This window comes from Cylindrospermopsis raciborskii Cr2010, assembly GCF_003367075.2.
Lineage (GTDB): Bacteria > Cyanobacteriota > Cyanobacteriia > Cyanobacteriales > Nostocaceae > Raphidiopsis > Raphidiopsis raciborskii.
Genome location: NZ_CP065936.1, coordinates 2067297 through 2094067, shown reverse-complemented (window position 1 = coordinate 2094067; position 26771 = coordinate 2067297). Strand labels below are relative to the sequence as shown.

Here is a 26771-nt window from a genome sequence, read left to right as displayed (position 1 = left end):
AATGGTATTGAAAAATAACAGGTCGGTTAACATTCTATCAGTTTTTCTGACTTTTTTCCTGGCTTTGTCCCTCATCCTATGTGGGGTTGAGGAAACAATAGCATTACCAGCAGTTGGATCCGAAAAAGAAATGGGAGCATGGGAAATTATTCCTCTTGCACCACCAGAAAACCGGATGCAGTCTATTCATACCATCGTTCTCCCCAATGGTAAGGTATTAACCTTGAATGGAAGTAGCTTTCGTACTACTCTAACCAAAGATGAAAATGGCAATAACAAGTTTATTGAGGGAGTAGATGTCACAGACAATAAGATAGTTGACAATACTAGTTTGTTTGATCCAGTTAGTGGAAAATTTAAGCGTATTTCCACTCCGCCTGCTATGCAATTTGGTGAGAGTAATGATTTATTCTGCTCTGGTCATTTACAATTAGCAGATGGTAATGTTCTATTTATTGGTGGTACTGGACGCTATTATCCAGGGGGAGCATTTACCGGTTCTAGACAAGTAAATATATATGACTGGAAGACTGATAAATGGTCTACTGTAGGTCAATTAAAACAAGGAAGATGGTATCCCAGTTTAATTCCCTTAGCTGATGGTAAGGTGGTGATTTTCTCCGGTCTGAAGCTAGATGCTCCTAACCAGATTAACCCTAGTTTGGAAATCTACGATCCCAAAACCCAGAAATTTTCCTATGTTGACCTGACAAGAATTAAAAACAGTCCCTTCAACACTAAACTCAAGGATGTTGATAGCTACGACACGATAGACCTTTATCCTAGAGTATTTCCTACCAAAGATGGTAGACTACTAATTACTGGAGATGATGGTGGTATTGGCGGAGTTTTAGTCTCCCAGTCCAGCAAAAAAACCTATTTGATGTCTATCAAAGAAAATGCTGATGGGAGTTTCGCAGTCAGTTTTGAAATAGGTCCAGAAAAAGCTGAAACATCTAAAGCCTATGGAACTGCTATACAGGTTCCCAATAGCGAAGATGTGCTCTTACTAGGCGGAATTATCGGCACAAACGATATTAACTTTGGTAGAGGGGGAAACACAAAAGGATTTCCTGCTGGTTCTAGAGTTGCTGATAGCTTGCAACGCTGGGTATCTCCGGACAAGAGTGGAGAGAAAAATGGCAAATGGGAAATAGTCAATCACTTTCTTGACAAACCTAGAGCCAATTTAGAAGCAGTAATTCTACCTACCAAAGAGATTTTAGTGGTCAATGGTGGTCAATATCCGGAATACAAACCCGTATATGAACCTTTGTTAATGACACCTAATCCTGAAGCCCCCGGGGGTTATACTACCAAGAGTATGAACCCTGCTAACTTGCCTAGACTATACCATAATGGGGCGGTTTTATTGCCCGATGCTCGTGTTCTAGTTATTGGTGGTAATGCCAATAGGGCTTCACTAGAGAAAGATGGAACTGTACACGTTAATGCGGTCAGAGATCCACAAACATATTACAAGTTTCCTGAGTTAAAGGACAAATCTGGTCAAAAGAAAGAATTTACGGTCGATGAGTATTACAAATCTCCTCAAAGTTACTTTCTAGAAGGAGATAGCGAACCCTTTGTGCCAGCGGAAATTTGGCAAGCTGAAATATTTAGTCCGCCCTATTTATTCAAAAGTGGACCACGGCCTGAAATACTTGATGCTCCAACAACCGTGGTATATGGCAAACCTGGAGTATTATTTGTCAAAAATGCTAGTGCAACAGGTTCTGTGGTTTTAGTTAAGCTAGGAGCAGTTACTCATTCCTTCGACTATGGACAAAAGTTGGCAGAATTGTGGAATGTAAGACTGATCACAACTGCAAAAGACTCATCTAGTCCATCTAATATTGTCTTCAGAGCTCCGGAAAATGCTAATCTCTACCCCCCGGGTTACTACATGATCTTTTACCTAAATGATGTAGGTAAACCTTCTATGGCCAAGATGGTAAAACTGGAAGCCGCTAGCTAGGTGACAATCAGCACAGGAGGACCCTAGGGTCCTCTCTCAGAGTAAATCAACTAACATCTACGAAAAAGAACAAACCATGGGACTAAAAGAAGAAGATTTACGGAAATTGCCAGAAGACGGCATAGACCCAGAAAATCCTGGCAAATACGGGGGGTTACTGGAAGATTTACAGGGTAATATCCTCAGGGGACATGGACGTGACCATAGCGTTCACCTATTTGTGGAGTTTAAACCAGATAAAACCATTGAGGTTAAGCAATGGATTGAGGATTTTGCCAAAAAGTATTTAAAATCTGCTAAGCAGCAATCGGATGAAGCAGTAAACTATCGGCAAAAGAGAATATCAGGTGGATTATTCACCAACTTTTTCTTATCATGTAAAGGTTATGAATATTTAGAAATTGAACCCTTTTTGATTCCCGCAGACAACCCATTCCGTCAGGGAATGAAAAATGAGGACATCAGAGCTGTTTTAGGAGATCCAAAAATTGATAAGTGGGAACCTGGATTTCAACAGCAAATTCACGGATTAATCCTTATTGCGGATGATGACATTATTGCCCTGCTGCAAGGGGTAAATCAAATGATGCAATCACTACGCAAAGTGGCTAGTATTGTGCATCGAGAAGACGGATTTATCCTGCGAAATCAAGCGGGACAAATCGTTGAGCACTTTGGCTTCGTCGACGGTTTGAGCCAACCTATCTTTTTAAAGCGAGATGTTGTCCGCTCCCGTGTTCAAGATGGTGGTTTTAGCCAATGGGACTCCAGAGCTTCTCTGGATATTATTTTGACTCCAGACCCCAATGGCAAAAAGGAGGATAGCTATGGTAGCTACCTAGTATATCGCAAGCTAGAACAAAATATTAAGGCGTTTCGACAATCACAGGAAGAATTAGCTAATGCTCTTAAGGTGAAAGAGGACTTAGCAGGAGCTTTAGTTGTAGGTCGTTTCTATGATGGCACTCCAGTGACTCTTACAGATATACCAACTTTTTTACACAATCCAACTAATAACTTTAATTATGATGAGGATCTTACTGCAACTAAATGCCCATTTCATGCCCACGTGCGCAAAATGAACCCCCGTGGAGACACAGGAAAAGTGGTGTCTTCTCCCGGATTTGATGAAGCTTTGGCCGTGGAGAGAAAACATCGTATTGCCCGAAGGGGAGTTAGTTATGGAACTAATAATCCCATACAGGAACCAGAAGAGGGTTCAGGGCTACTATTTATGTGTTTTCAAGCGGATATTGAAAACCAGTTCAATTTCATGCAAACCAGATGGGCAAATGCTGGGGGTTTTGTTCAGGCTAATGTTGGACCAGATCCCCTCATTGGTCAACCAGAAGGAACACAAAAGTGGCCAATAACTTGGGGACAGGCTAAAACTTTACAGCACCCGTTTAAACTATGGGTAAATATGAAAGGAGGAGAGTATTTTTTTGCTCCTAGTATTAGTTTCCTCCAAAATATTACAACTTGTTAACCAACAATGATGCCAAAATAACTATGTTAAAATCATGACATTACAACAGTTTGAGGGTGGAGGGTGGGTAGTGGAGCAATCAACATAAGTAGATTTTGAGTTTTTAATTTACTATCTACTAATGTGATATTAATAATAGTTAGTATTTAATACGACTATTACTTGTGCCGATGACAATTGATGAGTTAAGTGTTCTCCTTGTTTTCAACCTTATGCGAAAGTCAAAGTTATCAATTTTACTGGCATCACTTGTTTTTGCCTGTGTATCTCTAGGTTCAGTATTTCTAGATCCTGGAATTGTTTTAGCGGAAAATGCACCTTGTGCACCTGGAGCTTCCTCCTTGTGGGCAACCTCAGTCAAGGATTTTGTGGGTACTTCAGCCGGCAAAAAATCCAATGTTTATTTCACTGGTGGAGAAGGTATTTTAACAGAGGTGTTTTATCCCACTGTGGATAACGTGCAAAATGTTGACTTGCAATTTTTAGTCACCGATGCCAAAAGAACCTGGGGTGACGAAGAGCGCAAGCAAGACCATAAAGTTACTCAGGTTAATAAACGCTCCATGGTGTGGGAAGTAACAACTACAGATAAAGACAAACGTTGGAAAATTACTAAGAGATTTTTTAGTGATCCCAATCGTCCTACTGTAATTGAAAGAGTTACTTTCGCTACTCTTGAACCAGGAAAGACAGTCCAAGACTATAACCTCTACCTGCTGAATAATCCATCTATCAACAATTCGGGTAGTGGTAGTGCTGCTAATACTTGTAGTGGACCACAAGCAACGGGTGGAGATAACTCTCGCACTCTGTCATCCAATGGTCGAACCTTTTTAGCCGCTTCCGAGCCTAATTCTACCTCTTCAGCTGTCACTACTTCCCTACCTTGGAAGACCGTTGGTGGCACTTTAATGGTGTCTAATGGGTTTGTGGCTCAAAACGATGGCTATACAGACCTTTTTGTTGGAGCAGGCGATAAAACCATGGACTGGCATTATGATAATGCTGTTGGTGGAAACGTTGCTCAAATTGGCTGGGTAGATTTTGGCAATACCACTGATACCAAGATTTCTTTTGACGTGGCACTGGCATTTGGTAACAGTGAGCAAGCTGCCATGAATGTAGCAAATGCTACTCTAAATAGTGATTTGGCTGCGGTAGAAAATGATTACACCAAAGAATGGGTAGCTTATACTGCTAAACTCAGTGATCAAAATGGATTGGCTGATGACCAGTACTACCTAGCAGCAATGAATCTGAAGAGTATTCAAGACAAGAGTAATGGTGCGATGGTAGCAGGACCTGCTACACCTTGGGGAGAAACTAACACTGATAAAAATCAAGGTGGTTACCACCTGGTTTGGCCCCGTGACTTGTTCAAATTTGCTAGTTCTTTGATTGCTGCTGGTGATACAGAGTCAGCTAATGAAGCTGTTGACTATTTCTTCAATGTTCAGATGCAGACTACTACCAGTGATGATCCCTATTCTCGTCCTGGTCGTTTTCCACAAAATAACTATGTAGATGGTAGGATATACTGGAATGGCACCCAGATGGACCAAACTGGAATGCCCATCATCTTGGCTTGGAAACTTAACCGCACGGATTTGTGGCCTAAAATTAAGTTAGCAGCTGAATATTTAGCCAAATATGGACCCTATACTCAGCAAGAACGCTGGGAAGAAATGCGTGGTTATTCACCTTCCACCATTGCTGCTGAAATTGCAGGATTAGTCTGTGCAGCTGACTTGGCTAAAAAATCCAATGATCCAGGTGCGGCTGAGTATTATCTCAAAAAAGCCGATGAGTGGCGTAATAACGTTGCCAATTGGACATTTACAACTACTGGTTATCATGGTAATAAACAGTATTATGTAAGAATCACCAGCGATAAAAATCCCAATGATGGTGTGCAACTGACCTATGGTAATGGTGGTGGAACACATGATCAGCGCTACATCATTGATGGTGGCTTTTTAGAGTTGGTACGTTTAGGGGTGATGAGTGCCAACGACTGGACAATTCTAGAAACCATTCCTGAATATGATGAAATTTTGAAACAAACCATTTCTAAGGATGGTGTAGAAGCGGAAGCTTGGTTCCGGTATAACTACGATGGCTATGGTGAATACAATGACGACCGTAATTTTGATACTAGTGGTCGTGGTCGTCTGTGGCCAATTTTCACCGCTGAACGTGGGATTTACGAAATTGCTAAATCTGGTAATGGGTGTGCTGGTCAAAAATATCTGAAAGATCTGAAAGTCATGTCTTCAGAAGCAGGATTTATTCCTGAGCAAGTTTGGAATAACAGCACTACCATTACAGGTTGGGAAACAATTACTCCCGCATCTCATCTTCCTGGCACTTCCACACGCTCTATACGTCCTCTTAGCTGGGCTATGGGTGAATATATTAACCTGATTGTAGCCGTTAAAGATGGTAAGAGTGATGCTCCGGATGTAGTTTGTCAACGCTACGCTTGTGACAAACCCCAAACTGATGTGACTTTCACCGCTAAAAATGCAACCACAAAACCAGGTGAGAATGTGTATTTGGTTGGCAATAGTCCCTTACTAGGCAATTGGGAACCCACTTCCGGTGTTAAGCTCTCTGCGGTTAGTTATCCTACCTGGAGCGTTAAGGTCTCCTTACCTGCGTCTACTAGCTTTGAGTACAAGTTTGTCAAAGTTGATGCCAATGGTAAAACTATCTGGGAAGAAGCTGAAAAACACAGTTTACAAACTCCTGTAAGTGGGGAAGTTTCACAAGTCGATAAGTTATAATTCCACTCTTTGTGATCATTTAGATTTTTACCGATCTAAAAATTAACAGTCTCCTTCATACTCCCCACCGTCTAGGATGGGGAGTTTTTTAAATTAAATAACCCTAAATGTTAAAGTGTTTGGGCATAATCGGCAATAATTTAAGGTGTGGTTCAAATTTATGGGAATCTAACTACGAATGAGGATAATGGTGCGCTCACTAGGACTAATAACCTCCTCCGTACTAATCCTCTCTCCCATGGGTGGTAATCCGGGACGGCGATCGAAAATCACTAACCAACCAGTATGTAATCCTAACCCATCTAGGTATTTATCCAGTTGGGTCAAACCCTTGATTAGCGGATCTGACTTTCTTTCACGCCACACCTTTAGTTCCATACCCATCACCACCTTGCCATAGCGTAAACAAATATCCATTCTCCCAGAACCAATGGCATATTCCCGCTCTAACGTACCACCACCATTAACTACCCGATGCAAAAATGCCATCAATACCAAATGGGGAGCAATCTCATGATAGGGCGCACTTCTGAGTAATGGTTCCCCGTGTTGTCGCCAAAATTCCAGAAAAGCATTTAATAGAGCTTGGGGATTTAAACTATTGTCAGTATTTAACCAAGTGGGTTGAATTTGAGGTAAACTGTCCTGACTACCCTGGGATAAAACACGAGGAATCACCTCCTGGTAGATGGGATTGGCAATGGTTAGTCCACCCAAAGGACTACGCTTAACTAAGCCTAAATCTAGCAAAAACCGGCGATCATCCTCTGGGGTATCTGGTAAGTCCTCACCTGCTAAAATTGGTTCAATAATAGCTTTGACCCGCTCTTCCCGTAATCTTTCTGCTAAACTATCCAAATGGGTATCCTGACGCTGGATGAGAATTTCTTTGGCTTGGTTAATCACCTCAGCAGTAATGGGTTCATTCACATCCTGGACTAACACCTGGGTAGCTTGACGAGCTAGGGCGTTAACTAACCATGGTTGTCCATCGGTTAAATAATATGCCTGTTGAACTGCTTCCGGGGTAAACACCTGTCCCGTAGCTGTTGTATGTTGTTCATATAGATTTTGGACATCTGTAAAACTAAAATTACTTAAAGTTAGGGATTCAGCCTTGATATTAAACGGACTAGACGTATTGAGTCGTTCACTTCCACCAGATTTAACCTTGTAGTCCCGCATCCCAATTAAGCCCACCGAATGGGGGAAACCCCGAGGACGACGGGGAAAACCATCCCGTAACTGTCGCAATACCGAAATCAAGGTTTGATTTTGCAATGAGTCAATTTCATCAATGAAGACCACTAGAGGACGAGGAGAGCTTTTTGCCCAACTTTTCAGGAAAGCACCAATAGTGTCCCTACGCTCCGGGTCAAAAGGGGGATGGAGGTCTTCCGGAAGCCAAATATCAATTGCATCTTGCCAAGAACCCAAAATAGCCCTTTCAGCACGTTCTGGTTCATCAGGAAAAACCGACCCCACTTCCACGGAGAGCATCACTGCTGTATACTCCCCACTATCAGTTAATTCCTGGGCTAAAGCTATCATAGCAGTGGTTTTGCCCACTTGTCGCGGTGCATGAATGATAAAGTAATTACGTCCATCAATTAATGCTTTCAACTGAGGTAGTCGCCCTGTGGGAGAGAGCATATAGTGGATATCAGATTGACAAGGTCCAGCAGTATTAAAGTGTTTAGGCATAATTGACAATAAGTTAAGGTACTACTGTGATTCAAATGTGGTTCAAATTTATGGGAATCTAACTACGAATGAGGGTAATAGTGCGTCCCCTAGGACTAATAACCTCCTCCGTACTAATCCTCTCTCCCATAGGTGGTAACCCAGGACGGCGATCGAAAATCACTAACCAACCTGTATCTAATCCTAACCCATCCAGGTATTTATCCAGTTGGGTCAAACCCTTAATTAGCGGATCTGACTTTCTTTCACGCCACATCTTAATTTCTATACCCATCACCACCTTGCTATAGCGTAAACAAATATCCATTCTCCCAGAACCAATGGCATATTCCCGCTCTAACGTACCACCACCATTTACTACCCGGTGTAAAAATGCCATTAACACCAAATGGGGGGCAATCTCATGATAGGGCGCACTTTTAAGTAATGGTTCCCCATGTTGTCGCCAAAATTCCAAGAAAGAGTTTAAGAGAATTTGAGGATTGAGAGTACCATCAGAGTTTAACCAGTTGGGTTCTACAGAAGTTAGAGATGCGATCGCCACTGCAGCTAAGGTCTTAGGTAAAATCTCCCGATAAATAGGGTTAGCAATTTCTAGTCCACCCCCGCGATCGCGACGACATAAACCCAAGTCTAGGACATATCGTAAATTATCTTCTGCTGTATCAGCTAAGTCTTCACCAGCTAACATGGGTTGAATAATATCCCTAACCCGTGCTTCCCGTAATCTTTCTGCTAAACTATCCAAATGGGTATCCTGACGCTGAATGAGAATTTCTTTTGCTTGGTTAATCACTTCAGCAGTAATGGGTTCATTCACATCCTGGACTAACACCTGGGTAGCTTGACGAGCTAGGGCGTTAACTAACCATGGTTGTCCATCAGTTAAATAATATGCCTGTTGAACTGCTTCCGGGGTAAACACCTGTCCCGTAGCTGTTGTATGTTGTTCATATAGATTTTGGACATCTGTAAAACTAAAATTACTTAAAGTTAGGGATTCAGCCTTGATATTAAACGGACTAGACGTATTAAGTCGTTCACTCCCACCAGATTTAACCTTGTAGTCCCGCACGTCCCGCATCCCAATTAAGCCCACCGAATGGGGGAAACCCCGAGGACGACGGGGAAAACCATCCCGTAACTGTCGCAATACCGAAATCAAGGTTTGATTTTGCAATGAGTCAATTTCATCAATGAAGACCACTAGAGGACGAGGAGAGCTTTTTGCCCAACTTTTCAGGAAAGCACCAATAGTCTCCCTACGCTCCGGGTCAAAAGGGGGATGGAGGTCTTCCGGAAGCCAAATATCAATTGCATCTTGCCAAGAACCCAAAATAGCCCTTTCAGCACGTTCTGGTTCATCAGGAAAAACCGACCCCACTTCCACGGAGAGCATCACTGCTGTATACTCCCCACTATCAGTTAATTCCTGGGCTAAAGCTATCATAGCAGTGGTTTTGCCCACTTGTCGCGGTGCATGAATGATAAAGTAATTACGTCCATCAATTAATGCTTTCAACTGAGGTAGTCGCCCTGTGGGAGAGAGCATATAGTGGATATCAGATTGACAAGGTCCAGCAGTATTAAAGTGTTTAGGCATAATTGACAATAAGTTAAGGTACTACTGTGATTCAAATGTGGTTCAAATTTATGGGAATCTAACTACGAATGAGGGTAATAGTGCGTCCCCTAGGACTAATAACCTCCTCCGTACTAATCCTCTCTCCCATAGGTGGTAAACCAGGACGGCGATCGAAAATCACTAACCAACCTGTATCTAATCCTAACCCATCCAGGTATTTATCCAGTTGGGTCAAACCCTTAATTAAAGGATCTGACTTTCTTTCACGCCACATCTTAATTTCTATACCCATCACCACCTTGCTATAGCGTAAACAAATATCCATTCTCCCAGAACCAATGGCATATTCCCGCTCTAACGTACCACCACCATTTACTACCCGGTGTAAAAATGCCATTAACACCAAATGGGGGCAATCTCATGATAGGGCGCACTTTTAAGTAATGGTTCCCCATGTTGTCGCCAAAATTCCAAGAAAGAGTTTAAGAGGATTTGAGGATTGAGTACCATCAGAGTTTAACCAGTTGGGTTCTACAGAAGTTAGAGATGCGATCGCCACTGCAGCTAAGGTCTTAGGTAAAATCTCCCGATAAATGGGGTTAGCAATTTCTAGTCCACCCCCGCGATCGCGACGACATAAACCCAAGTCTAGGACATATCGTAAATTATCTTCTGCTGTATCAGCTAAGTCTTCACCAGCTAACATGGGTTGAATAATATCCCTAACCCGTGCTTCCCGTAATCTTTCTGCTAAACTATCCAAATGGGTATCCTGACGCTGAATGAGAATTTCTTTTGCTTGGTTAATCACTTCAGCAGTAATGGGTTCATTCACATCCTGGACTAACACCTGGGTAGCTTGACGAGCTAGGGCGTTAACTAACCATGGTTGTCCATCAGTTAAATAATATGCCTGTTGAACTGCTTCCGGGGTAAACACCTGTCCCGTAGCTGTTGTATGTTGTTCATATAGATTTTGGACATCTGTAAAACTAAAATTACTTAAAGTTAGGGATTCAGCCTTGATATTAAACGGACTAGACGTATTAAGTCGTTCACTCCCACCAGATTTAACCTTGTAGTCCCGCACGTCCCGCATCCCAATTAAGCCCACCGAATGGGGGAAACCCTGGGGACGATTGGGATAACCCGCTCGCAACTGTCTAAGGATGGATATGAGGGTTTGATCCTCTAAGGAATCAATTTCATCCAGAAAGACAACTAAGGGTAGGGGGGAAGCCATGGCCCACCCTTGTAGGACTGTTTGAATATCTAGGGGAGAAGTCTCGGTCTCCCTTTGAATCTGGGTTAAAGTGGGCAAGGGTAATTTTCGGAACCGAATTTCATTCTGCCAACGTCTGAGGATACTTTGTTGCGCTTGTTCTGGTGCATCTGGAAATGGCGCACCGGTTTCTACGGTTAACATCACAGCTAGGTATTGCCCACTGTCAGTTAATTCTTGAGCTAGGGCCATCATAGCAGTGGTTTTGCCTACTTGTCGCGGTGCATGAATGATAAAGTAATTTTCTCCATCAATTAATGCTTTCAACTGAGGTAGTCGCCCTGTGGGAGAAAGCATATAGTGAATGTTGGCTTTGCACGGACCAGCAGTGTTAAATTGTTTAGCCATGATAAAGTATAATTTATAATCATCAAAATAATAAAGTACGTTTTACTTAGCGATCGCATTTTTCTAACTACGAATGAGGGTAATGGTGCGTCCCCTAGGACTAATAACCTTCTCCGTACTAATCCTCTCTCCCATGGGTGGTAAACCAGGACGGCGATCGAAAATCACTAACCAACCCGTATCTAATCCTAACCCATCTAGATATTTATCCAGTTGGGTCAAACCCTTGATTAACGGATCTGACTTTCTTTCACGCCACACCTTGAGTTCCATACCCATCACCACCTTGCCATATCGTAAACAAATATCCATTCTCCCAGAACCAATGGCATATTCCCGTTCTAATGTACCACCACCATTTACCACCCGGTGTAAAAATGCCATTAATACCAAATGGGGAGCAATCTCATGGTAGGGCGCACTTCTGAGTAATGGTTCCCCATGTTGTCGCCAAAATTCCAGAAAAGCATTTAATAGAGCTTGGGGATTTAAACTATTGTCAGTATTTAACCAAGTGGGTTGAATTTGAGGTAAACTGTCCTGACTACCCTGGGATAAAACACGAGGGATCACCTCCTGGTAAATGGGATTGGCAATGGTTAGTCCACCCAAAGGACTACGCTTAACTAAGCCTAAATCTAGCAAAAACCGGCGATCATCCTCTGGGGTATCTGGTAAGTCCTCACCTGCTAAAATTGGTTCAATAATAGCTTTGACCCGCTCTTCCCGTAATCTTTCTGCTAAACTATCCAAATGGGTATCCTGACGCTGAATGAGGATTTCTTTGGCTTGGTTAATCACCTCAGCAGTAATGGGTTCATTCACATCCTGGACTAACACCTGGGTAGCTTGACGAGCTAGGGCGTTAACTAGCCATGGTTGTCCATCGGTTAAATAATATGCCTGTTGAACTGCTTCCGGGGTAAACACCTGTCCCGTAGCTGTTGTATGTTGTTCATATAGATTTTGGACATCTGTAAAACTAAAATTACTTAAAGTTAGGGATTCAGCCTTGATATTAAACGGACTAGACGTATTGAGTCGTTCACTTCCACCAGATTTAACCTTGTAGTCCCGCACGTCCCGCATCCCAATTAAGCCCACCGAATGGGGGAAACCCTGGGGACGATTGGGATAACCCGCTCGCAACTGTCTAAGGATGGATATGAGGGTTTGATCCTCTAAGGAATCAATTTCATCCAGAAAGACAACTAAGGGTAGGGGGGAAGCCATGGCCCACCCTTGTAGGACTGTTTGAATATCTAGGGGAGAAGTCTCGGTCTCCCTTTGAATCTGGGTTAAAGTGGGCAAGGGTAATTTTCGGAACCGAATTTCATTCTGCCAACGTCTGAGGATACTTTGTTGCGCTTGTTCTGGTGCATCTGGAAATGGCGCACCGGTTTCTACGGTTAACATCACAGCTAGGTATTGCCCACTGTCAGTTAATTCTTGAGCTAGGGCCATCATAGCAGTGGTTTTGCCTACTTGTCGCGGTGCATGAATGATAAAGTAATTTTCTCCATCAATTAATGCTTTCAACTGAGGTAGTCGCCCTGTGGGAGAAAGCATATAGTGAATGTTGGCTTTGCACGGACCAGCAGTGTTAAATTGTTTAGCCATGATAAAGTATAATTTATAATCATCAAAATAATAAAGTACGTTTTACTTAGCGATCGCATTTTTCTAACTACGAATGAGGGTAATGGTGCGTCCCCTAGGACTAATAACCTTCTCCGTACTAATCCTCTCTCCCATGGGTGGTAAACCAGGACGGCGATCGAAAATCACTAACCAACCCGTATCTAATCCTAACCCATCTAGATATTTATCCAGTTGGGTTAAACCCTTAATTAAAGGATCCGACTTTCTTTCACGCCACAGCTTGAGTTCCATACCCATCACCACCTTGCCATAGCGTAAACAAATATCCATTCTCCCAGAACCAATGGCATATTCCCGTTCTAACGTACCACCACCATTTACCACCCGGTGTAAAAATGCCATCAAAACTAAATGGGGAGCAATCTCATGGTAGGGCGCACTTTTGAGCAATGGTTCTCCGTGTTGTCGCCAAAACTCCAGAAAAGCATGTAATAATTTATCAGGTAATAGTTCCCCTTGTTCATTTAGCCACAGAGGTTCAATTGCTCCAATAGAAACCCTAGTTGTATAACTTAGCACTAAAGGTAGAACTTCTTTATAAATTGGATTGGCAATTTCCAGTCCTTGTCCTTGATCTCGACACAGACCTAAATCCAGCACGTAACGAATATCATCCGGTGGTACGTCGGGTAAGTCCTCACCTGCTAAAATTGGTTCAATAATGGTCTTAACCCGCTCTTCCCGTAATCGCTCTGCTAAGCTATCTAAATGGGTATCCTGGCGTTGAATGAGGATTTCTTTGGCTTGGTTAATCATCTCAGCAGTAATGGGTTGATTCACATCCTGGACTAATACCTGGGTAGCTTGACGAGCTAGGGCGTTAACTAACCATGGTTGTCCATCAGTTAAATAATATGCCTGTTGAACTGCTCCCAGGGTAAACACCTGTCCCGTAGCTGTTGTATGTTGTTCATATAAATTTTGAATATCTGTAAAACTAAAATTACTCAAAGTTAGGGACTCAGCCTTGATATTAAACGGACTAGACGTATTGAGTCGTTCACTTCCACCAGATTTAACCTTGTAGTCCCGCACATCCCGCATGCCAATTAAGCCCACCGAATGGGGAAAACCCTGGGGACGACGGGGAAAACCATCCCGTAACTGTCGCAATACTGAAATCAACGTTTGATTTTGCAACGAGTCAATTTCATCAATGAACACCACTAGGGGACGAGGAGAGCTTTTTGCCCAACTTTTCAGGAAAGCACCAATATTCTCCCTACGCTCTGGGTCAAAAGGGGGATGGAGGTCTTGCGGAAGCCAAATATCAATTGCATCTTGCCAAGAACCCAAAATGGCTCTTTCAGCACGTTCTGGTTCATCAGGAAAAACCGACCCCACTTCCACGGAGAGCATCACTGCTGTATACTCCCCACTATCAGTTAATTCTTGGGCTAAAGCTATCATAGCAGTGGTTTTGCCCACTTGTCGCGGTGCATGAATGATAAAGTAATTGCGTCCATCAATTAACGCTTTTAACTGAGGTAGTCGCCCTGTGGGAGAGAGCATATAGTGGATATCAGATTGACAAGGTCCAGCAGTGTTAAATTGTTTAGGCATAGTAAGGTATAATTTATAAGTAGCAAAATAATAATTTACGTTTTACTTAGCGATCGCATTTTTCTAACTACGAATTAGGGTAATAGTGCGCCCAGTGGGACTAATAACCTCCTCCGTACTAATCCTCTCTCCCATAGGTGGTAAACCGGGACGGCGATCGAAAATCACTAACCAACCCGTATCTAATCCTAACCCATCCAGGTATTTATCCAGTTGGGTCAAACCCTTGATTAACGGATCTGACTTTCTTTCACGCCACACCTTGAGTTCCATACCCATTACCACCTTGCCATAGCGTAAACAAATATCCATTCTTCCAGAACCAATGGCATATTCCCGCTCTAAAGTACCACCACCATTAACTACCCGATGTAAAAATGCCATCAACACCAAATGGGGAGCAATCTCATGGTAGGGCGCACTTTTGAGTAATGGTTCCCCGTGTTGTCGCCAAAACTCCAGAAAAGCATGTAATAATTTATCAGGTAATAGTTCCCCTTGTTCATTTAGCCACAGAGGTTCAATTGCTCCAATAGAAACCCTAGTTGTGTAACTTAGCACTAGAGGTAGAACTTCCTTATAAATTGGATTGGCAATTTCCAAGCCTTGTCCTTGATCTCGACACAGTCCTAAATCCAGCACATAACGAATATCATCTGGTGGTATGTCGGGTAAGTCTTCACCTGCTAAAATTGGTTCAATAATAGCTTTGACCCGCTCTTCCCGTAATCTTTCTGCTAAACTATCCAAATGGGTATCCTGACGCTGGATGAGGATTTCTTTGGCTTGGTTAATCACTTCAGCAGTAATGGGTTGATTCACATCCTGGACTAATACCTGGGTAGCTTGACGAGCTAGGGCGTTAACTAACCATGGTTGTCCATCAGTTAAATAATATGCCTGTTGAACTGCTCCCAGGGTAAACACCTGTCCCGTAGCTGTTGTATGTTGTTCATATAAATTTTGAATATCTGTAAAACTAAAATTACTCAAAGTTAGGGATTCAGCCTTGATATTAAACGGACTAGACGTATTGAGTCGTTCACTTCCACCAGATTTAACCTTGTAGTCCCGCACATCCCGCATGCCAATTAAGCCCACCGAATGGGGAAAACCCTGGGGACGATTGGGATAACCCGCTCGTAATTGTCTGAGAATGGATATGAGAGTTTGATCTTCCAAAGAATCAATTTCATCCAAAAACACAACTAAAGGTAGAGGGGAAGCCATGGCCCAAGCTTGCAGAACTGTTTGAATATCTAAGGGAGAGGTCTCAGTCTCTGTTTCAATTTGTGTTAAATTAGGCAAAGGTAATTTTCGAAACCGAATTTCATTCTGCCAACGTCTCAGGATACTTTGTTGCGCTTGTTCTGGTGCATCTGGAAATGGCGCACCGGTTTCTAGGGTTAACATCACAGCTAGGTATTGTCCACTGTCAGTTAATTCTTGAGCTAGGGCCATCATGGCAGTGGTTTTACCCACTTGTCGCGGTGCATGAATGATAAAGTAATTGCGTCCATCAATTAATGCTTTCAACTGAGGTAGTCGCCCTGTGGGAGAGAGCATATAGTGGATATCAGATTGGCAAGGTCCAGCAGTATTAAAGTGTTTAAACATAATCGGCAATAATTTAAGGTGTGATTCAAATTTATCGGAATCTAACTACGAATCAGGGTAATGGTGCGCCCACTAGGACTAATAACCTCCTCCGTACTAATCCTCTCTCCCATGGGGGGTAACCCGGGACGGCGATCGAAAATCACTAACCAACCCGTATCTAATCCTAACCCATCCAGATATTTATCCAGTTGGGTTAAACCCTTGATTAACGGATCTGACTTTCTTTCACGCCACACCTTGAGTTCCATACCCATCACCACCTTGCCATAGCGTAAACAAATATCCATTCTCCCAGAACCAATGGCATATTCCCGCTCTAACGTACCACCACCATTTACCACTCGGTGTAAAAATGCCATTAACACCAAATGGGGAGCAATTTCATGATAGGGCGCACTTTTGAGTAATGGTTCCCCATGTTGTCGCCAAAATTCCAAGAAAGAGTTTAATAGAATTTGAGGATTGAGAGTACCATCAGAGTTTAACCAGTTGGGTTCCACAGAAGTTAGAGATGCGATCGCCACTGCAGCTAAGGTCTTAGGTAAAATCTCCCGATAAATGGGGTTAGCAATTTCTAATGCACCCCCGCGATCGCGACGACATAAACCCAAGTCTAGGACATATCGTAAATTATCTTCTGCTGTATCAGCTAAGTCTTCACCAGCTAACATGGGTTGAATAATATCCCTAACCCGCTCTTCCCGTAATCTTTCCGCCAAACTATCTAAATGGGTATCCTGACGCTGGATGAGGATTTCCTTGGCTTGGTTAATCACCTCAGCAGTAATGGGTTGCTTCACATCCTTTACTAACACCTGGGTAGCTTGACGAGCTAGGGCGTTAACTAACCATGGTTGTCCATCGGTTAAATAATATGCCTGTTGAACTGCTCCCAGGGTAAATACTTGCCCTGTAGCTGTTGTATGTTGTTCGTATAAATTTTGCACATCTGTAAAACTAAAATTACTTAAAGTTAGGGATTCAGCCTTGATATTGAACGGACTAGATGTATTAAGTCGTTCACTCCCACCAGATTTAACCTTGTAGTCCCGCACGTCCCGCATGCCAATTAAGCCCACCGAATGGGGGAAACCCTGGGGACGATTGGGATAACCCGCTCGCAACTGTCTAAGGATGGATATGAGGGTTTGATCCTCTAAAGAATCAATTTCATCCAGAAAGACCACTAAGGGTAGGGGGGAAGCCATGGCCCACCCTTGCAGGACTGTTTGAATATCTAGGGGAGAAGTCTCGGTCTCCCTTTGAATTTGGGTTAAAGTGGGCAAGGGTAATTTTCGGAACCGAATTTCATTCTGCCAACGTCTGAGGATACTTTGTTGCGCTTGTTCTGGTGCATCTGGAAATGGCGCACCGGTTTCTACGGTTAACATCACAGCTAGGTATTGCCCACTGTCAGTTAATTCTTGAGCTAGGGCCATCATAGCAGTGGTTTTGCCCACTTGTCGTGGTGCATGAATGATAAAGTAATTGCGTCCATCAATTAATGCTTTCAACTGAGGTAGTCGCCCTGTGGGAGAGAGCATATAGTGGATATCAGATTGACAAGGTCCAGCAGTATTAAAGTGTTTAGGCATAATTGACAATAAGTTAAGGTACTACTGTGATTCAGATGTGGTTCAAATTTATGGGAATCTAACTACGAATGAGGGTAATGGTGCGCCCATTAGGACTAATAATCTCCTCCGTACTAATCCTCTCTCCCATGGGTGGTAAACCGGGACGGCGATCGAAAATCACTAACCAACCTGTATCTAATCCTAACCCATCCAGGTATTTATCCAGTTGGGTCAAACCCTTGATTAACGGATCTGACTTTCTTTCACGCCACACCTTGAGTTCCATACCCATCACTACCTTGCCATATCGTAAACAAATATCCATTCTCCCAGAACCAATGGCATATTCCCGTTCTAACGTACCACCACCATTTACCACCCGGTGTAAAAATGCCATCAAAACTAAATGGGGGGCAATCTCATGGTAGGGCGCACTCTTGAGCAATGGTTCTCCGTGTTGTCGCCAAAACTCCAGAAAAGCATGTAATAATTTATTGGGTAATAATTCCCCTTGTTCATTTAGCCACAGAGGTTCAATTGCTCCAATAGAAACCCTAGTTGTATAACTTAGTACTAAAGGTAGAACTTCTTTATAAATTGGATTGGCAATTTCCAGTCCTTGTCCTTGATCTCGACACAGACCTAAATCCAGCACGTAACGAATATCATCCGGTGGTACGTCGGGTAAGTCCTCACCTGCTAAAATTGGTTCAATAATAGTTTTGACCCGCGCTTCCCGTAATCTTTCTGCTAAACTATCCAAATGGGTATCCTGACGCTGAATGAGCATTTCTTTGGCTTGGTTAATCACCTCAGCAGTAATGGGTTCATTCATATCCTGGACTAACACCTGGGTAGCTTGACGAGCTAGGGCGTTAACTAACCATGGTTGTCCATCGGTTAAATAATATGCCTGTTGAACTGCTTCCGGGGTAAACACCTGTCCCGTAGCTGTTGTATGTTGTTCATATAAATTTTGGACATCTGTAAAAGTAAAATTACTTAAAGTTAGGGATTCAGCCTTGATATTAAACGGACTAGACGTATTGAGTCGTTCACTTCCACCAGATTTAACCTTGTAGTCCCGCACGTCCCGCATCCCAATTAAGCCCACCGAATGGGGGAAACCCTGGGGACGATTGGGATAACCCGCTCGCAACTGTCTAAGGATGGATATGAGGGTTTGATCCTCTAAAGAATCAATTTCATCCAGAAAGACCACTAAGGGTAGGGGGGAAGCCATGGCCCACCCTTGCAGGACTGTTTGAATATCTAGGGGAGAAGTCTCGGTCTCCCTTTGAATTTGGGTTAAAGTGGGCAAGGGTAATTTTCGGAACCGAATTTCATTCTGCCAACGTCTGAGGATACTTTGTTGCGCTTGTTCTGGTGCATCTGGAAATGGCGCACCGGTTTCTACGGTTAACATCACAGCTAGGTATTGCCTACTGTCAGTTAATTCTTGAGCTAAGGCCATCATAGCAGTGGTTTTGCCTACTTGTCGCGGTGCATGAATGATAAAGTAATTTTCTCCATCAATTAATGCTTTCAACTGAGGTAGTCGCCCTGTGGGAGAGAGCATATAGTGAATGTTGGCTTTGCAGGGGCCAGCAGTGTTAAATTGTTTAGGCATAATGACATAATCAGTTCTAAGTATAAAATATGGATTTGAGGACAAATTCAAGTAAAATGGGAGTTTATCACTTAATATCTTTAGTATGCTTGATATATTACCTTTTCAATTCACGATAGATAAAGTAGCCATCGCTGGTTCTTGTTTATGGTCTTTAGCTTTGTATTTGGCTTTAGCATCCATTAGAGAATGGATAATCACACAATTAAATCGCTGGTTTAATTTTGCCGAGCGGTTTCTATATACTAGCGAGACGGAATTTGAAAAAACCCGCACAGCTAGAGAGTCTCAAATGCTTTTTATGCTTCAATTATGAGCATTTACCTTTCTTGGTATTTGGTGCATTATCCTACTGGGGTCACAAATTAGTTTAGGTTCTAGTTGGGAATTAATGCTGGTATACTCACTACTGTAGGTGCTAGCATCTATGAATTAGGAAGAGAATAAACGGAAAAATTCAGACTAGATGTGCTTAACCGTAAAATGTACTACTTCCACAACCTCAACAATTAAATTTCTCAGTTATTATTCATGGTGATGAAAATGAAGACCAGTGAAATATCATAGAAATTCAAAAATCCTTTTTGTAATAAACCGGAAGTTTGGGGGCTACCTTTCTCAATCTAAATGGGCTTCATCAGGTAGTAGGCAGGTTGATAATTGTACCAAATAGTGGAAGGCACAAATGATGAATAGATGACATTCTGCCCTAAAATTAGCATATTAAAGGATTTGCCAGGATACACGAGCATTCTTCACCGATCGCGCTCTACAAATGGACGATGTGGTAAGTAAATCAAAAGAATCCCAGTGTTATGCCTACTACAAAAGCTGGGACAAACCAGAAGTTGAGAATATGCCCTAAAAGTGATATTGAATGAAATATAGACAATAGTAAAGATGATCAGCTAAGGAACCATTCTAGTAGTTCATGTTACGCCAAAAAGTTGCCTTTGGAAAGAAAAACACCTCATGGTACAAAATCTCCACCGCGATTAACCACGGTGGACCACCTGTGGAAACATAATGATCCGGGTCATCTTTGGGATGATTGACATTGCCATGGTGTTGTAGGTGTATCTGGTAAAAACTGGGAAAGCAAGGCTAGTGGCACAGGAAGCTAGCACTTGACCCAATATGGCGTTAGCTGTTGGTTACGATGGGCTGATTGATGACAAGCATCATGAATAATCGTGCCTGAGAAATGTAGGACAGGGTGTGTTGATGCCAAAACATAACCAATAGAGGCATTCCCATACCCAGTAACCACAGCTAGAAAGTACCAACATAGTTACTACTGCAAGAATAGCAACACGGTTTAGTTCAGACCTCAGGGTCTAAAAAGGATTCTTTGGGGAAATTGTCAGCGGCTTTTTGCCTCCGACGTGAGCATTACTAACTCCTTTGCTGTCTTAAACCAACATTATCATTAACTATATCAATCCTCACTATACATTAAATATCTCAGAATTGATCCTGAAATCTGGTGAAATCATGCTTTTAGCCAAGTGCTTAGGAAAAGCGCCTAGGTGGCTGGTTTTAGTTAGAACTGTCTGTTTGTATGATTATTAAATTTTCTGTACACCAAGTCATACCAATATGTCCCTAACCAGATCACTGATAATAATCCTGCTAAACTGAGGAGTTAGACCAGTAAAGAACTAAAAATGCAAATACAGGTAAAACCGCTCAACAATGGTACAAATAATTGCTGCTAATCCTAATTGACGATTCCCACCCAACCCATAATTAAACCTATTAACACCAGTGAAATTATTAGCAGGCATTTCTCCACTCATAAACCTTGACGTATGTGGCCCAAAGTTAATAAGCGGTAAAGAACACTCCCCAGCGATCCTTCCAGATTTTTGTAAGCTCATGGGTACAGTTAAGTATGGTAGTAATATCACACCACAAAAATAATCCTGGTGCTTCTAATAATAATAAGCGAAATTATAATTCCGGTTTTACCTATGGGTTTAGTAGCCGTAAACACCGAAAGGATTTTGACAGAAACATTATCATTAAAAATCCAAGTGAATTGACTATTACCTCCATCTCTTTTTATTTCCTGAGGAACTATACCACTGGCAAAATCCGCATTAGCAAATCTGTATAGCTGTAGGGCGGAAACCAGAGAGTAACTGATTAGTGGCATTATATACCCAACACGGTCCCCCTTGTGCTTATTAACCTTTGATGGTGGCTTGCTCTCCAGGATTTAAGTCAAGGAAATCCATAATCTTCTGGACTGGTCTGTTCTAGTCTTGTCCCTTCTCTCCACTTTATATCCAGATAAGAGAGAATAGCCGTATGGTGGTGGTGCTTCAAATATAAACTGATTTTTATTATTTAGGGTATTGACTTCTATTTTGTACTCACCAGTATAGTCAGTAATATAAATGGCACTGCGATTTTGCACGTCTACTTTGATCAATAGTCGCGAATTTGGGGCCAGCCAAATTTAAATACCAGGTGACTTTTTGCTTGTCCGTCACCTTAACAATTCTATCCCTGACTCCAGGTTGTGTAGCTATAGGGTTCCTCAGTTATATAACTAACACGAGGTGCGTTGTGTTCTAATCTATCACCAGCAACAGATTCAGTTACCTTAGCCACCTTTGCTTGCTCCCAGTGATGGTAACGATTACTCAGAGGGTGGAAGTAAAGGAAAAATCGTTACTGATAAATTAACACCAATGCAAAGTGTGGTATGCCACGCAAAATTTGGGAATAACAGGCAGGCCAATCTCACCAAAATCCGCCTGCTGTTCCGTTTCCCGTCTTGAGGAAAAACTGATCAAGCGATCGCCACTCCCAAATAATAATTAAAACACTGCTAATAGTGATTTTCAACTACTTGGTACGAACCTGATTAATTCATCAGGATGTGTGAGGTCGGGTAAACTAAAGGGAATACCTGAGCAGAGGAAGATATAGCTGAAGTTTCCATTTTCCCATTCATAGGGCTGAAGGATTTTTTTATAAGAATACGCATTAAGCTTTCCAGCTCATCTGGTACTCGATATAGATTTAATACTTGTTGAATTTGCCCGCTACCCCGATGCAGAATTCAAACTGCCAGATGTCACCTGTGGAAACGGCTGTGGAGAATGGGTTCTTCGCTAATTACTCAGATATCAAGGGCAATCAGCTCGACTGCAAGTTGAGTAAAACCTCTGGTGAGATCTGCATTTTTTGCTTCAACAATCAGGAGTTTACCTGCCGGAGTATAAGTAGTAATCAAGGCAACTATGTGTTCACTAACATTTAGGAATATTCTACCTAAGTTGGGCATGAGTATAATGTAGTACATCTATTAATAAAGGAGCAATGGTAGTTCACGGCGAGCAGCTTCGCTGGTGAGGCTAATATAGGAGGCTTTCTTGGATCGGGTTTTTGGTCGTCAGTCGGTCAAGATTAATGTCTGACTGGGGAGATAATGTTGACCGTTGGAACTCATAACCGAGTTCTCCCAGAATATCTCCGGTTCATAGGTCGACGAAATATTGCCGGAAAGTGTAAGAATGTCGGTTGTAAAATGGCAGGTCTCATTTGGGTTAAATTCCTGGAGGCAATTTGCGGACCCAGTGAGCTGACAATTTATGCTATTGTATAGCAAACTGTCAGACCATAATAACAATCCTTACTGGAACGGAAGTTAAATTCCCCAGTTTCAGTAAAAAATCTCAGTATATACCCGCAATTGATTTTGGTACGAGTAATACGGTAATTACCCGATGGAACCCTGTGACCCAGCAACCAGAAACCCTCCAGTTTGCCAGGGTTATCTACTCGACAGGGTTTGAATCCTCCTTTGATGCAGTTTAGTTTATATAGAAGCGGCAAATCAAGATAGGTGTTAATTGGTCAGCAGATACGAGATCCGGGTTTTAGATCTCATGGGTGATAGTAGATTTTTTCACCCAGTTTTTAAACGGGGTGTTGGAGCAGATATTCAGGTTTCTTACCCAGAAATAGTGGAAACTATTGCTTTTGAAAAGGTGGAAGCTTTATGGTTTCTACTCCAGGGGATAATAGGGAGTTGTATCTATTGAGGGCGGATTGGACTCTTTGGTATTAACCGTTCAGTGGATAGTTTTGAAGTTTATCGTTATTGGCTAGGCAAAGTTTTCAAGCTTGCCAGTTACTAAATTAGAATGTTGGATGAGCCTACCGCTGCTGCTTTAGCATACAGTGTAAAGACTGAAAATTTGTTAGTGATTGATTTTGGCGGGAACTCTGAATCTATCTTTGGTGAAGCTGGATAAAAAGACCCAGTAGATAATAAACCTGTGAGGTTTTTTTTATTAAAAATGGGGAAATAAATCTTTGGCTGGACTCTCACAAAAGGTAAAAACAGCCAAGGTGCGGCCAAATCAGAGGACAAAACCGTTGGCACAGATATTGATAATTGGATAGTTGATTGTTTTGTGACAACTCAGGGATTGCCAGTTAATTCTATTACTACTAGATTGGCGGAGAGGTTGAAAATTGAATTGTCTACCCACAATCAAGCTGGAGAGGTCTACTTTGACGATCAAAATTTTGCCAGTTATGAGTTAAGGTTGAATCTCGTCAGACATGAAACTATTCTCCAAGATCAGTTTTTTGCCGATTGGATGAGACTATGTTGAATTTATTACAACAGGCTCGTCATCAAGGTGTGCAAATAGATGATAGCGCAGTTTTGCACGGTGGGTGGCACAGTACAATTACCTGCTATACAAAAGTGGATCCAGCAATATTTTCCACTAGAAAAAATCCGTTGCCAAAAACCTTTACGAGGCGTCGCCCGGGGTGGCACTACAAATCACCCAGGTTTAGAAATAAAGGACTTTCTATCATAGCTATGGGGATCGATATTGAGATAGACGGAATCAACGTCATAGTTGGCAGCCAATCATCAAAAGCTGGACAATCTTATCCCATGACCCAACCAGTAGAATTGATGCTTTACGTGCTTCTGGGAAAATCAACCTAGCATTGAATTAATTATGGGAACTAGCAGAAACAACCGGTGGTACAGGGTTTATTTTGATGGCGATCGCCTGATTACTCGTCAAGTCAACTCTTCCAACCACTAGTTAAACCTCGTGACAGTGACAGGAAAATCGCCCAACTCACCTTGGTTTTCCAGGGAGCGTCGCATTAAAGTTAAGTTTCAAGTTGACGGAACGGTTTAAAAGAATCACGTGGAGACATGTGAATGTGCCTGCTTGAAGGAGTCTGGACCGCAGCTCAGGTGGGTTAAATCAGTTCTCTGAATTGACAGTAAACTTAAAATTAGTTAACATATAAGTTAACAAGCATTTAATGTAATTAATTATGATCCCAGATAGATAAAACTGTTGTAGAGTAAAGGGTTACAGGTTAAATAACTAAATACCATAACATTACACCCAACTGGTGATATAAAATATCATTTCTGCTCTATTTCATGAGACAATAGAAATGTGAGGATGTAAATATAAAGGAAGGGGTATGAAACGTGAACTTTAGCTACTATAGCCTGGTGGCTCCCCTATTGTTTGTTAGCTCAGTTAATGCTGGCAACAATCATGATCTGCAAAACTTTTATCCACTGTGAGAGTGAGAGTGTCAGGAAATGCCAGCTGTCTCAGGTCAACCTGAGCGGTTCTCACCTGATTGAAAGATTTGCAGACCTACGGGGTGCAAATCTCGAGAGCTGACCTAACAAGTGTCAACTTAGAAGGAGCTGACCTAACGGAGCCGTTTATCAGGTGCCAATTTAACATCTGCCTTCGTTACCAATAGCAAACATGAAACAGTTTACAATCTCAACGGTGCCAATTTCCTGGTGCTGTGATTAATGATTCTAATGTTTATCAAGCATCTATGAATAACCTTTACCATTACTGACGCCCAAATCTATAGCACTGCCATTGGTGTTGGTGGAGAGGACAGTGAATCTGACTGGGACTAGGTATAATTAGGTTAAGCACACTTTAAACTAGTTGAGGCAAGTTGATTTTACCTCAAGCTAGAAACAGGTGAATTAACATGCTCACTGGCTGCTTGCTTAAGAACGGCTGCCTTATCCAGTACGCTCCATGGTAAAATTCCAGATCAGACGTCCCAAGTGACCATAAGCTGCGTCCTGATAAAAACGTCCGCCCCTCTCACTGGGTAAATTCCTTAGATAAAGGCGTGGATGATTCCTGCAGGACGCAGTTCAAAGTTGTCTTTGACTAATTGCAGTAAACTTCATCATCCACCTTGCTATGCCAAAGTATCTGCAAAATACTCACAGGTCTAGCCACACCAGCAGCATAACTTAACTGAACCTCGCATTTTCAGCCAATCCAGCCACCTTAATGTTTTGCTGCGTAGCGAGCCTGCGTATGCAGCAGAGCGATCTACCTTAGTGGGATCTTACTGGAAAGCACCACCACCATGGCGAATAACCACCATAGGTGTCAACAATGATTTTTTTCTTCCTGTTAGTCAGAATCCCTTGAGGTCCACCAATAACAAATTTGCCGGTGGGGATTAACCAAAAACCGAGTAGTTTGGTCTGGCTTGACAGTAATATCACCAAATACAGGTTCTACCACTAAAGCCCACAAATCTTCCTTAATCTTGGCTTGCACTCCAGCCTCATCCGTAATATCCCCAATATTAGGTGTATGCTGAGTGGAAATCAGATAGTATCAATACCCACAGGTTTACCATCTTCGTAAGCTTCAGTAACCTGGGTTTGCCATCGGGACGTAGATATGACAAATCTCAGTTTTCGACAGCTGCCAATCTACGAGCAATGCGGTGAGCCAAACTAATAGGTAAGATATGAGTTCGGGTGTTTCATTACATGCAAAACCAGACATTAGTCATGATCACCAGCCCCGATCTTATCAAATTGTTCTTCACTATCTTGAGTACGGGTTTCATGGGCAGTGTTTACACCTTGGGCAATATCAGGTGAGCTGTTCATCTATAGCTAAAAGTACACTGGTGCTATTAGCAGAAAAACCGTTGACCGCATCGGTATAGCCGATTTCCGCAATTTTCTTACGGCTAAATGCGAAAGTTGACGTTAGCTTTAGTGGTAATTTCACCGGTAATTAACACTAACCCGGTTAACAACTACCTCTGCTGCCACCCGACTAGTAGGATCTTCCGTTAATAAAGCATCCAGAATTGTATCGGAGATTTGATGCAAGATTTTATCTGGGTGTCCTTCAGTAACAGACTCGGAGGTAAATAAATAGCGTCGAGACAGAAACTCCTCCTGGTGGGTGAATCACTAAACTAAATTAAGATACTTTCGGGAGTGTGCCAGTCTTCTAGTTGAATAATTTATGAAATGATATATATTTATACAAACTGGCAATATGCATTTGTTATTCAGCCCAAAATGTTAACAAAATTATGAGAACTCAATCCAGCTCTTTGAACAAAGTCTATACTATAAATATGTTTTTGCCTATTGCACAATCAATTAAAACAACTTAAATGCTAACCTGGTAATCCAAAAAAGGATTAATTATGCAGTTAAGAAAGTTGACTTCTGCTCCAAAGGTGGT

13 protein-coding genes and 6 pseudogenes are annotated in these 26771 nt (G+C 42.2%); 6 read left to right on the top strand and 13 right to left on the bottom strand.

All coding sequences use genetic code 11. The annotated features are described in order from the left end of the window. The first annotated feature begins 1 nt into the window (after window position 1). The 3 genes from C6N34_RS09490 to C6N34_RS09480 all read left to right on the top strand — a co-directional run bounded on the left by C6N34_RS09490 (window position 2) and on the right by C6N34_RS09480 (window position 6253). Window positions 2-1978, top strand: a complete 1977-nt coding sequence (locus tag C6N34_RS09490) for a galactose oxidase early set domain-containing protein (protein WP_115539283.1) — start codon at window positions 2-4, stop codon at window positions 1976-1978. Between the two features lie 76 nt (window positions 1979-2054). Continuing rightward, entirely contained in the window at window positions 2055-3467 is a 1413-nt protein-coding gene (locus C6N34_RS09485) for a Dyp-type peroxidase (protein ID WP_057178451.1), read from the top strand. A gap of 212 nt (window positions 3468-3679) precedes the next feature. Continuing rightward, a complete protein-coding gene (locus C6N34_RS09480) occupies window positions 3680-6253 on the top strand; it encodes a glycoside hydrolase family 15 protein (protein ID WP_115539284.1) in 2574 nt (857 codons plus the stop codon). A gap of 168 nt (window positions 6254-6421) precedes the next feature. On the opposite strand, the gene C6N34_RS09475 is transcribed toward C6N34_RS09480, so the two are convergent. The 8 genes and pseudogenes from C6N34_RS09475 to C6N34_RS09440 form a co-directional block, all read right to left on the bottom strand. After that, window positions 6422-7957, bottom strand: coding sequence for an ATP-binding protein (locus C6N34_RS09475; protein ID WP_236106980.1), 1536 nt, complete (start codon window positions 7955-7957; stop codon window positions 6422-6424). A 58-nt stretch (window positions 7958-8015) separates the two neighbouring features. Continuing rightward, window positions 8016-9560, bottom strand: coding sequence for an ATP-binding protein (locus tag C6N34_RS09470; protein ID WP_236106978.1), 1545 nt, complete (start codon window positions 9558-9560; stop codon window positions 8016-8018). Window positions 9561-9618: 58 nt separating this feature from the next. Beyond that, window positions 9619-11172 (bottom strand): annotated as a pseudogene (locus C6N34_RS09465) (ATP-binding protein). A gap of 63 nt (window positions 11173-11235) precedes the next feature. After that, entirely contained in the window at window positions 11236-12792 is a 1557-nt protein-coding gene (locus C6N34_RS09460) for an ATP-binding protein (RefSeq protein ID WP_236106976.1), read from the bottom strand. Window positions 12793-12855: 63 nt separating this feature from the next. Next, window positions 12856-14397, bottom strand: coding sequence for an ATP-binding protein (locus tag C6N34_RS09455; RefSeq protein WP_236106974.1), 1542 nt, complete (start codon window positions 14395-14397; stop codon window positions 12856-12858). Between the two features lie 63 nt (window positions 14398-14460). Next, on the bottom strand, window positions 14461-16014 hold the full coding sequence (locus C6N34_RS09450) for an ATP-binding protein (protein ID WP_236106973.1): 1554 nt from the start codon (window positions 16012-16014) through the stop codon (window positions 14461-14463). 41 nt (window positions 16015-16055) lie between these two features. Beyond that, complete coding sequence (locus C6N34_RS09445) at window positions 16056-17612, bottom strand: ATP-binding protein (RefSeq protein WP_236106971.1); 1557 nt, start codon at window positions 17610-17612, stop codon at window positions 16056-16058. A 58-nt stretch (window positions 17613-17670) separates the two neighbouring features. Beyond that, entirely contained in the window at window positions 17671-19224 is a 1554-nt protein-coding gene (locus tag C6N34_RS09440) for an ATP-binding protein (RefSeq protein WP_236106969.1), read from the bottom strand. Between the two features lie 85 nt (window positions 19225-19309). On the opposite strand from C6N34_RS09440, the pseudogene C6N34_RS17235 reads away from it, so the two are divergent. After that, window positions 19310-19671: pseudogene (locus C6N34_RS17235) on the top strand (hypothetical protein). 78 nt (window positions 19672-19749) lie between these two features. Here C6N34_RS17235 and C6N34_RS17230 read toward each other — a convergent pair. The 4 genes and pseudogenes from C6N34_RS17230 to C6N34_RS17105 all read right to left on the bottom strand — a co-directional run bounded on the left by C6N34_RS17230 (window position 19750) and on the right by C6N34_RS17105 (window position 21646). Further along, window positions 19750-20617, bottom strand: a pseudogene (locus C6N34_RS17230) (fatty acid desaturase). 268 nt (window positions 20618-20885) lie between these two features. Further along, a complete protein-coding gene (locus C6N34_RS17115) occupies window positions 20886-21023 on the bottom strand; it encodes a hypothetical protein (protein WP_329606400.1) in 138 nt (45 codons plus the stop codon). A gap of 107 nt (window positions 21024-21130) precedes the next feature. Continuing rightward, entirely contained in the window at window positions 21131-21382 is a 252-nt protein-coding gene (locus C6N34_RS17110; RefSeq protein ID WP_329606399.1) for a hypothetical protein, read from the bottom strand. Between the two features lie 63 nt (window positions 21383-21445). Continuing rightward, on the bottom strand, window positions 21446-21646 hold the full coding sequence (locus C6N34_RS17105) for a hypothetical protein (RefSeq protein ID WP_329606398.1): 201 nt from the start codon (window positions 21644-21646) through the stop codon (window positions 21446-21448). 1274 nt (window positions 21647-22920) lie between these two features. On the opposite strand from C6N34_RS17105, the pseudogene C6N34_RS17225 reads away from it, so the two are divergent. After that, window positions 22921-24447, top strand: a pseudogene (locus tag C6N34_RS17225) (Hsp70 family protein). Between the two features lie 261 nt (window positions 24448-24708). After that, window positions 24709-25171, top strand: a pseudogene (locus C6N34_RS17220) (pentapeptide repeat-containing protein). Window positions 25172-25218: 47 nt separating this feature from the next. Here C6N34_RS17220 and metK read toward each other — a convergent pair. Next, window positions 25219-26467: pseudogene (gene metK / locus C6N34_RS09410) on the bottom strand (methionine adenosyltransferase). Between the last annotated feature and the right edge of the window lie 304 nt (window positions 26468-26771).

Excerpts from the sequence above, each read along its gene's own strand:
- C6N34_RS17115 (WP_329606400.1), bottom strand. The coding sequence starts at position 21,023 with ATGAGTGGAGAAATGCCTGCTAATAATTTCACTGGTGTTAATAGGTTT.
- C6N34_RS09455 (WP_236106974.1), bottom strand. The coding sequence starts at position 14,397 with ATGCCTAAACAATTTAACACTGCTGGACCTTGTCAATCTGATATCCAC.
- C6N34_RS09445 (WP_236106971.1), bottom strand. The coding sequence starts at position 17,612 with ATGCCTAAACACTTTAATACTGCTGGACCTTGTCAATCTGATATCCAC.
- C6N34_RS09480 (WP_115539284.1), top strand. The coding sequence starts at position 3,680 with ATGCGAAAGTCAAAGTTATCAATTTTACTGGCATCACTTGTTTTTGCC.
- C6N34_RS09475 (WP_236106980.1), bottom strand. The coding sequence starts at position 7,957 with ATGCCTAAACACTTTAATACTGCTGGACCTTGTCAATCTGATATCCAC.
- C6N34_RS09460 (WP_236106976.1), bottom strand. The coding sequence starts at position 12,792 with ATGGCTAAACAATTTAACACTGCTGGTCCGTGCAAAGCCAACATTCAC.
- C6N34_RS17110 (WP_329606399.1), bottom strand. The coding sequence starts at position 21,382 with ATGCCACTAATCAGTTACTCTCTGGTTTCCGCCCTACAGCTATACAGA.
- C6N34_RS09490 (WP_115539283.1), top strand. The coding sequence starts at position 2 with ATGGTATTGAAAAATAACAGGTCGGTTAACATTCTATCAGTTTTTCTG.
- C6N34_RS09450 (WP_236106973.1), bottom strand. The coding sequence starts at position 16,014 with ATGTTTAAACACTTTAATACTGCTGGACCTTGCCAATCTGATATCCAC.
- C6N34_RS09440 (WP_236106969.1), bottom strand. The coding sequence starts at position 19,224 with ATGCCTAAACAATTTAACACTGCTGGCCCCTGCAAAGCCAACATTCAC.
- C6N34_RS09485 (WP_057178451.1), top strand. The coding sequence starts at position 2,055 with ATGGGACTAAAAGAAGAAGATTTACGGAAATTGCCAGAAGACGGCATA.
- C6N34_RS09470 (WP_236106978.1), bottom strand. The coding sequence starts at position 9,560 with ATGCCTAAACACTTTAATACTGCTGGACCTTGTCAATCTGATATCCAC.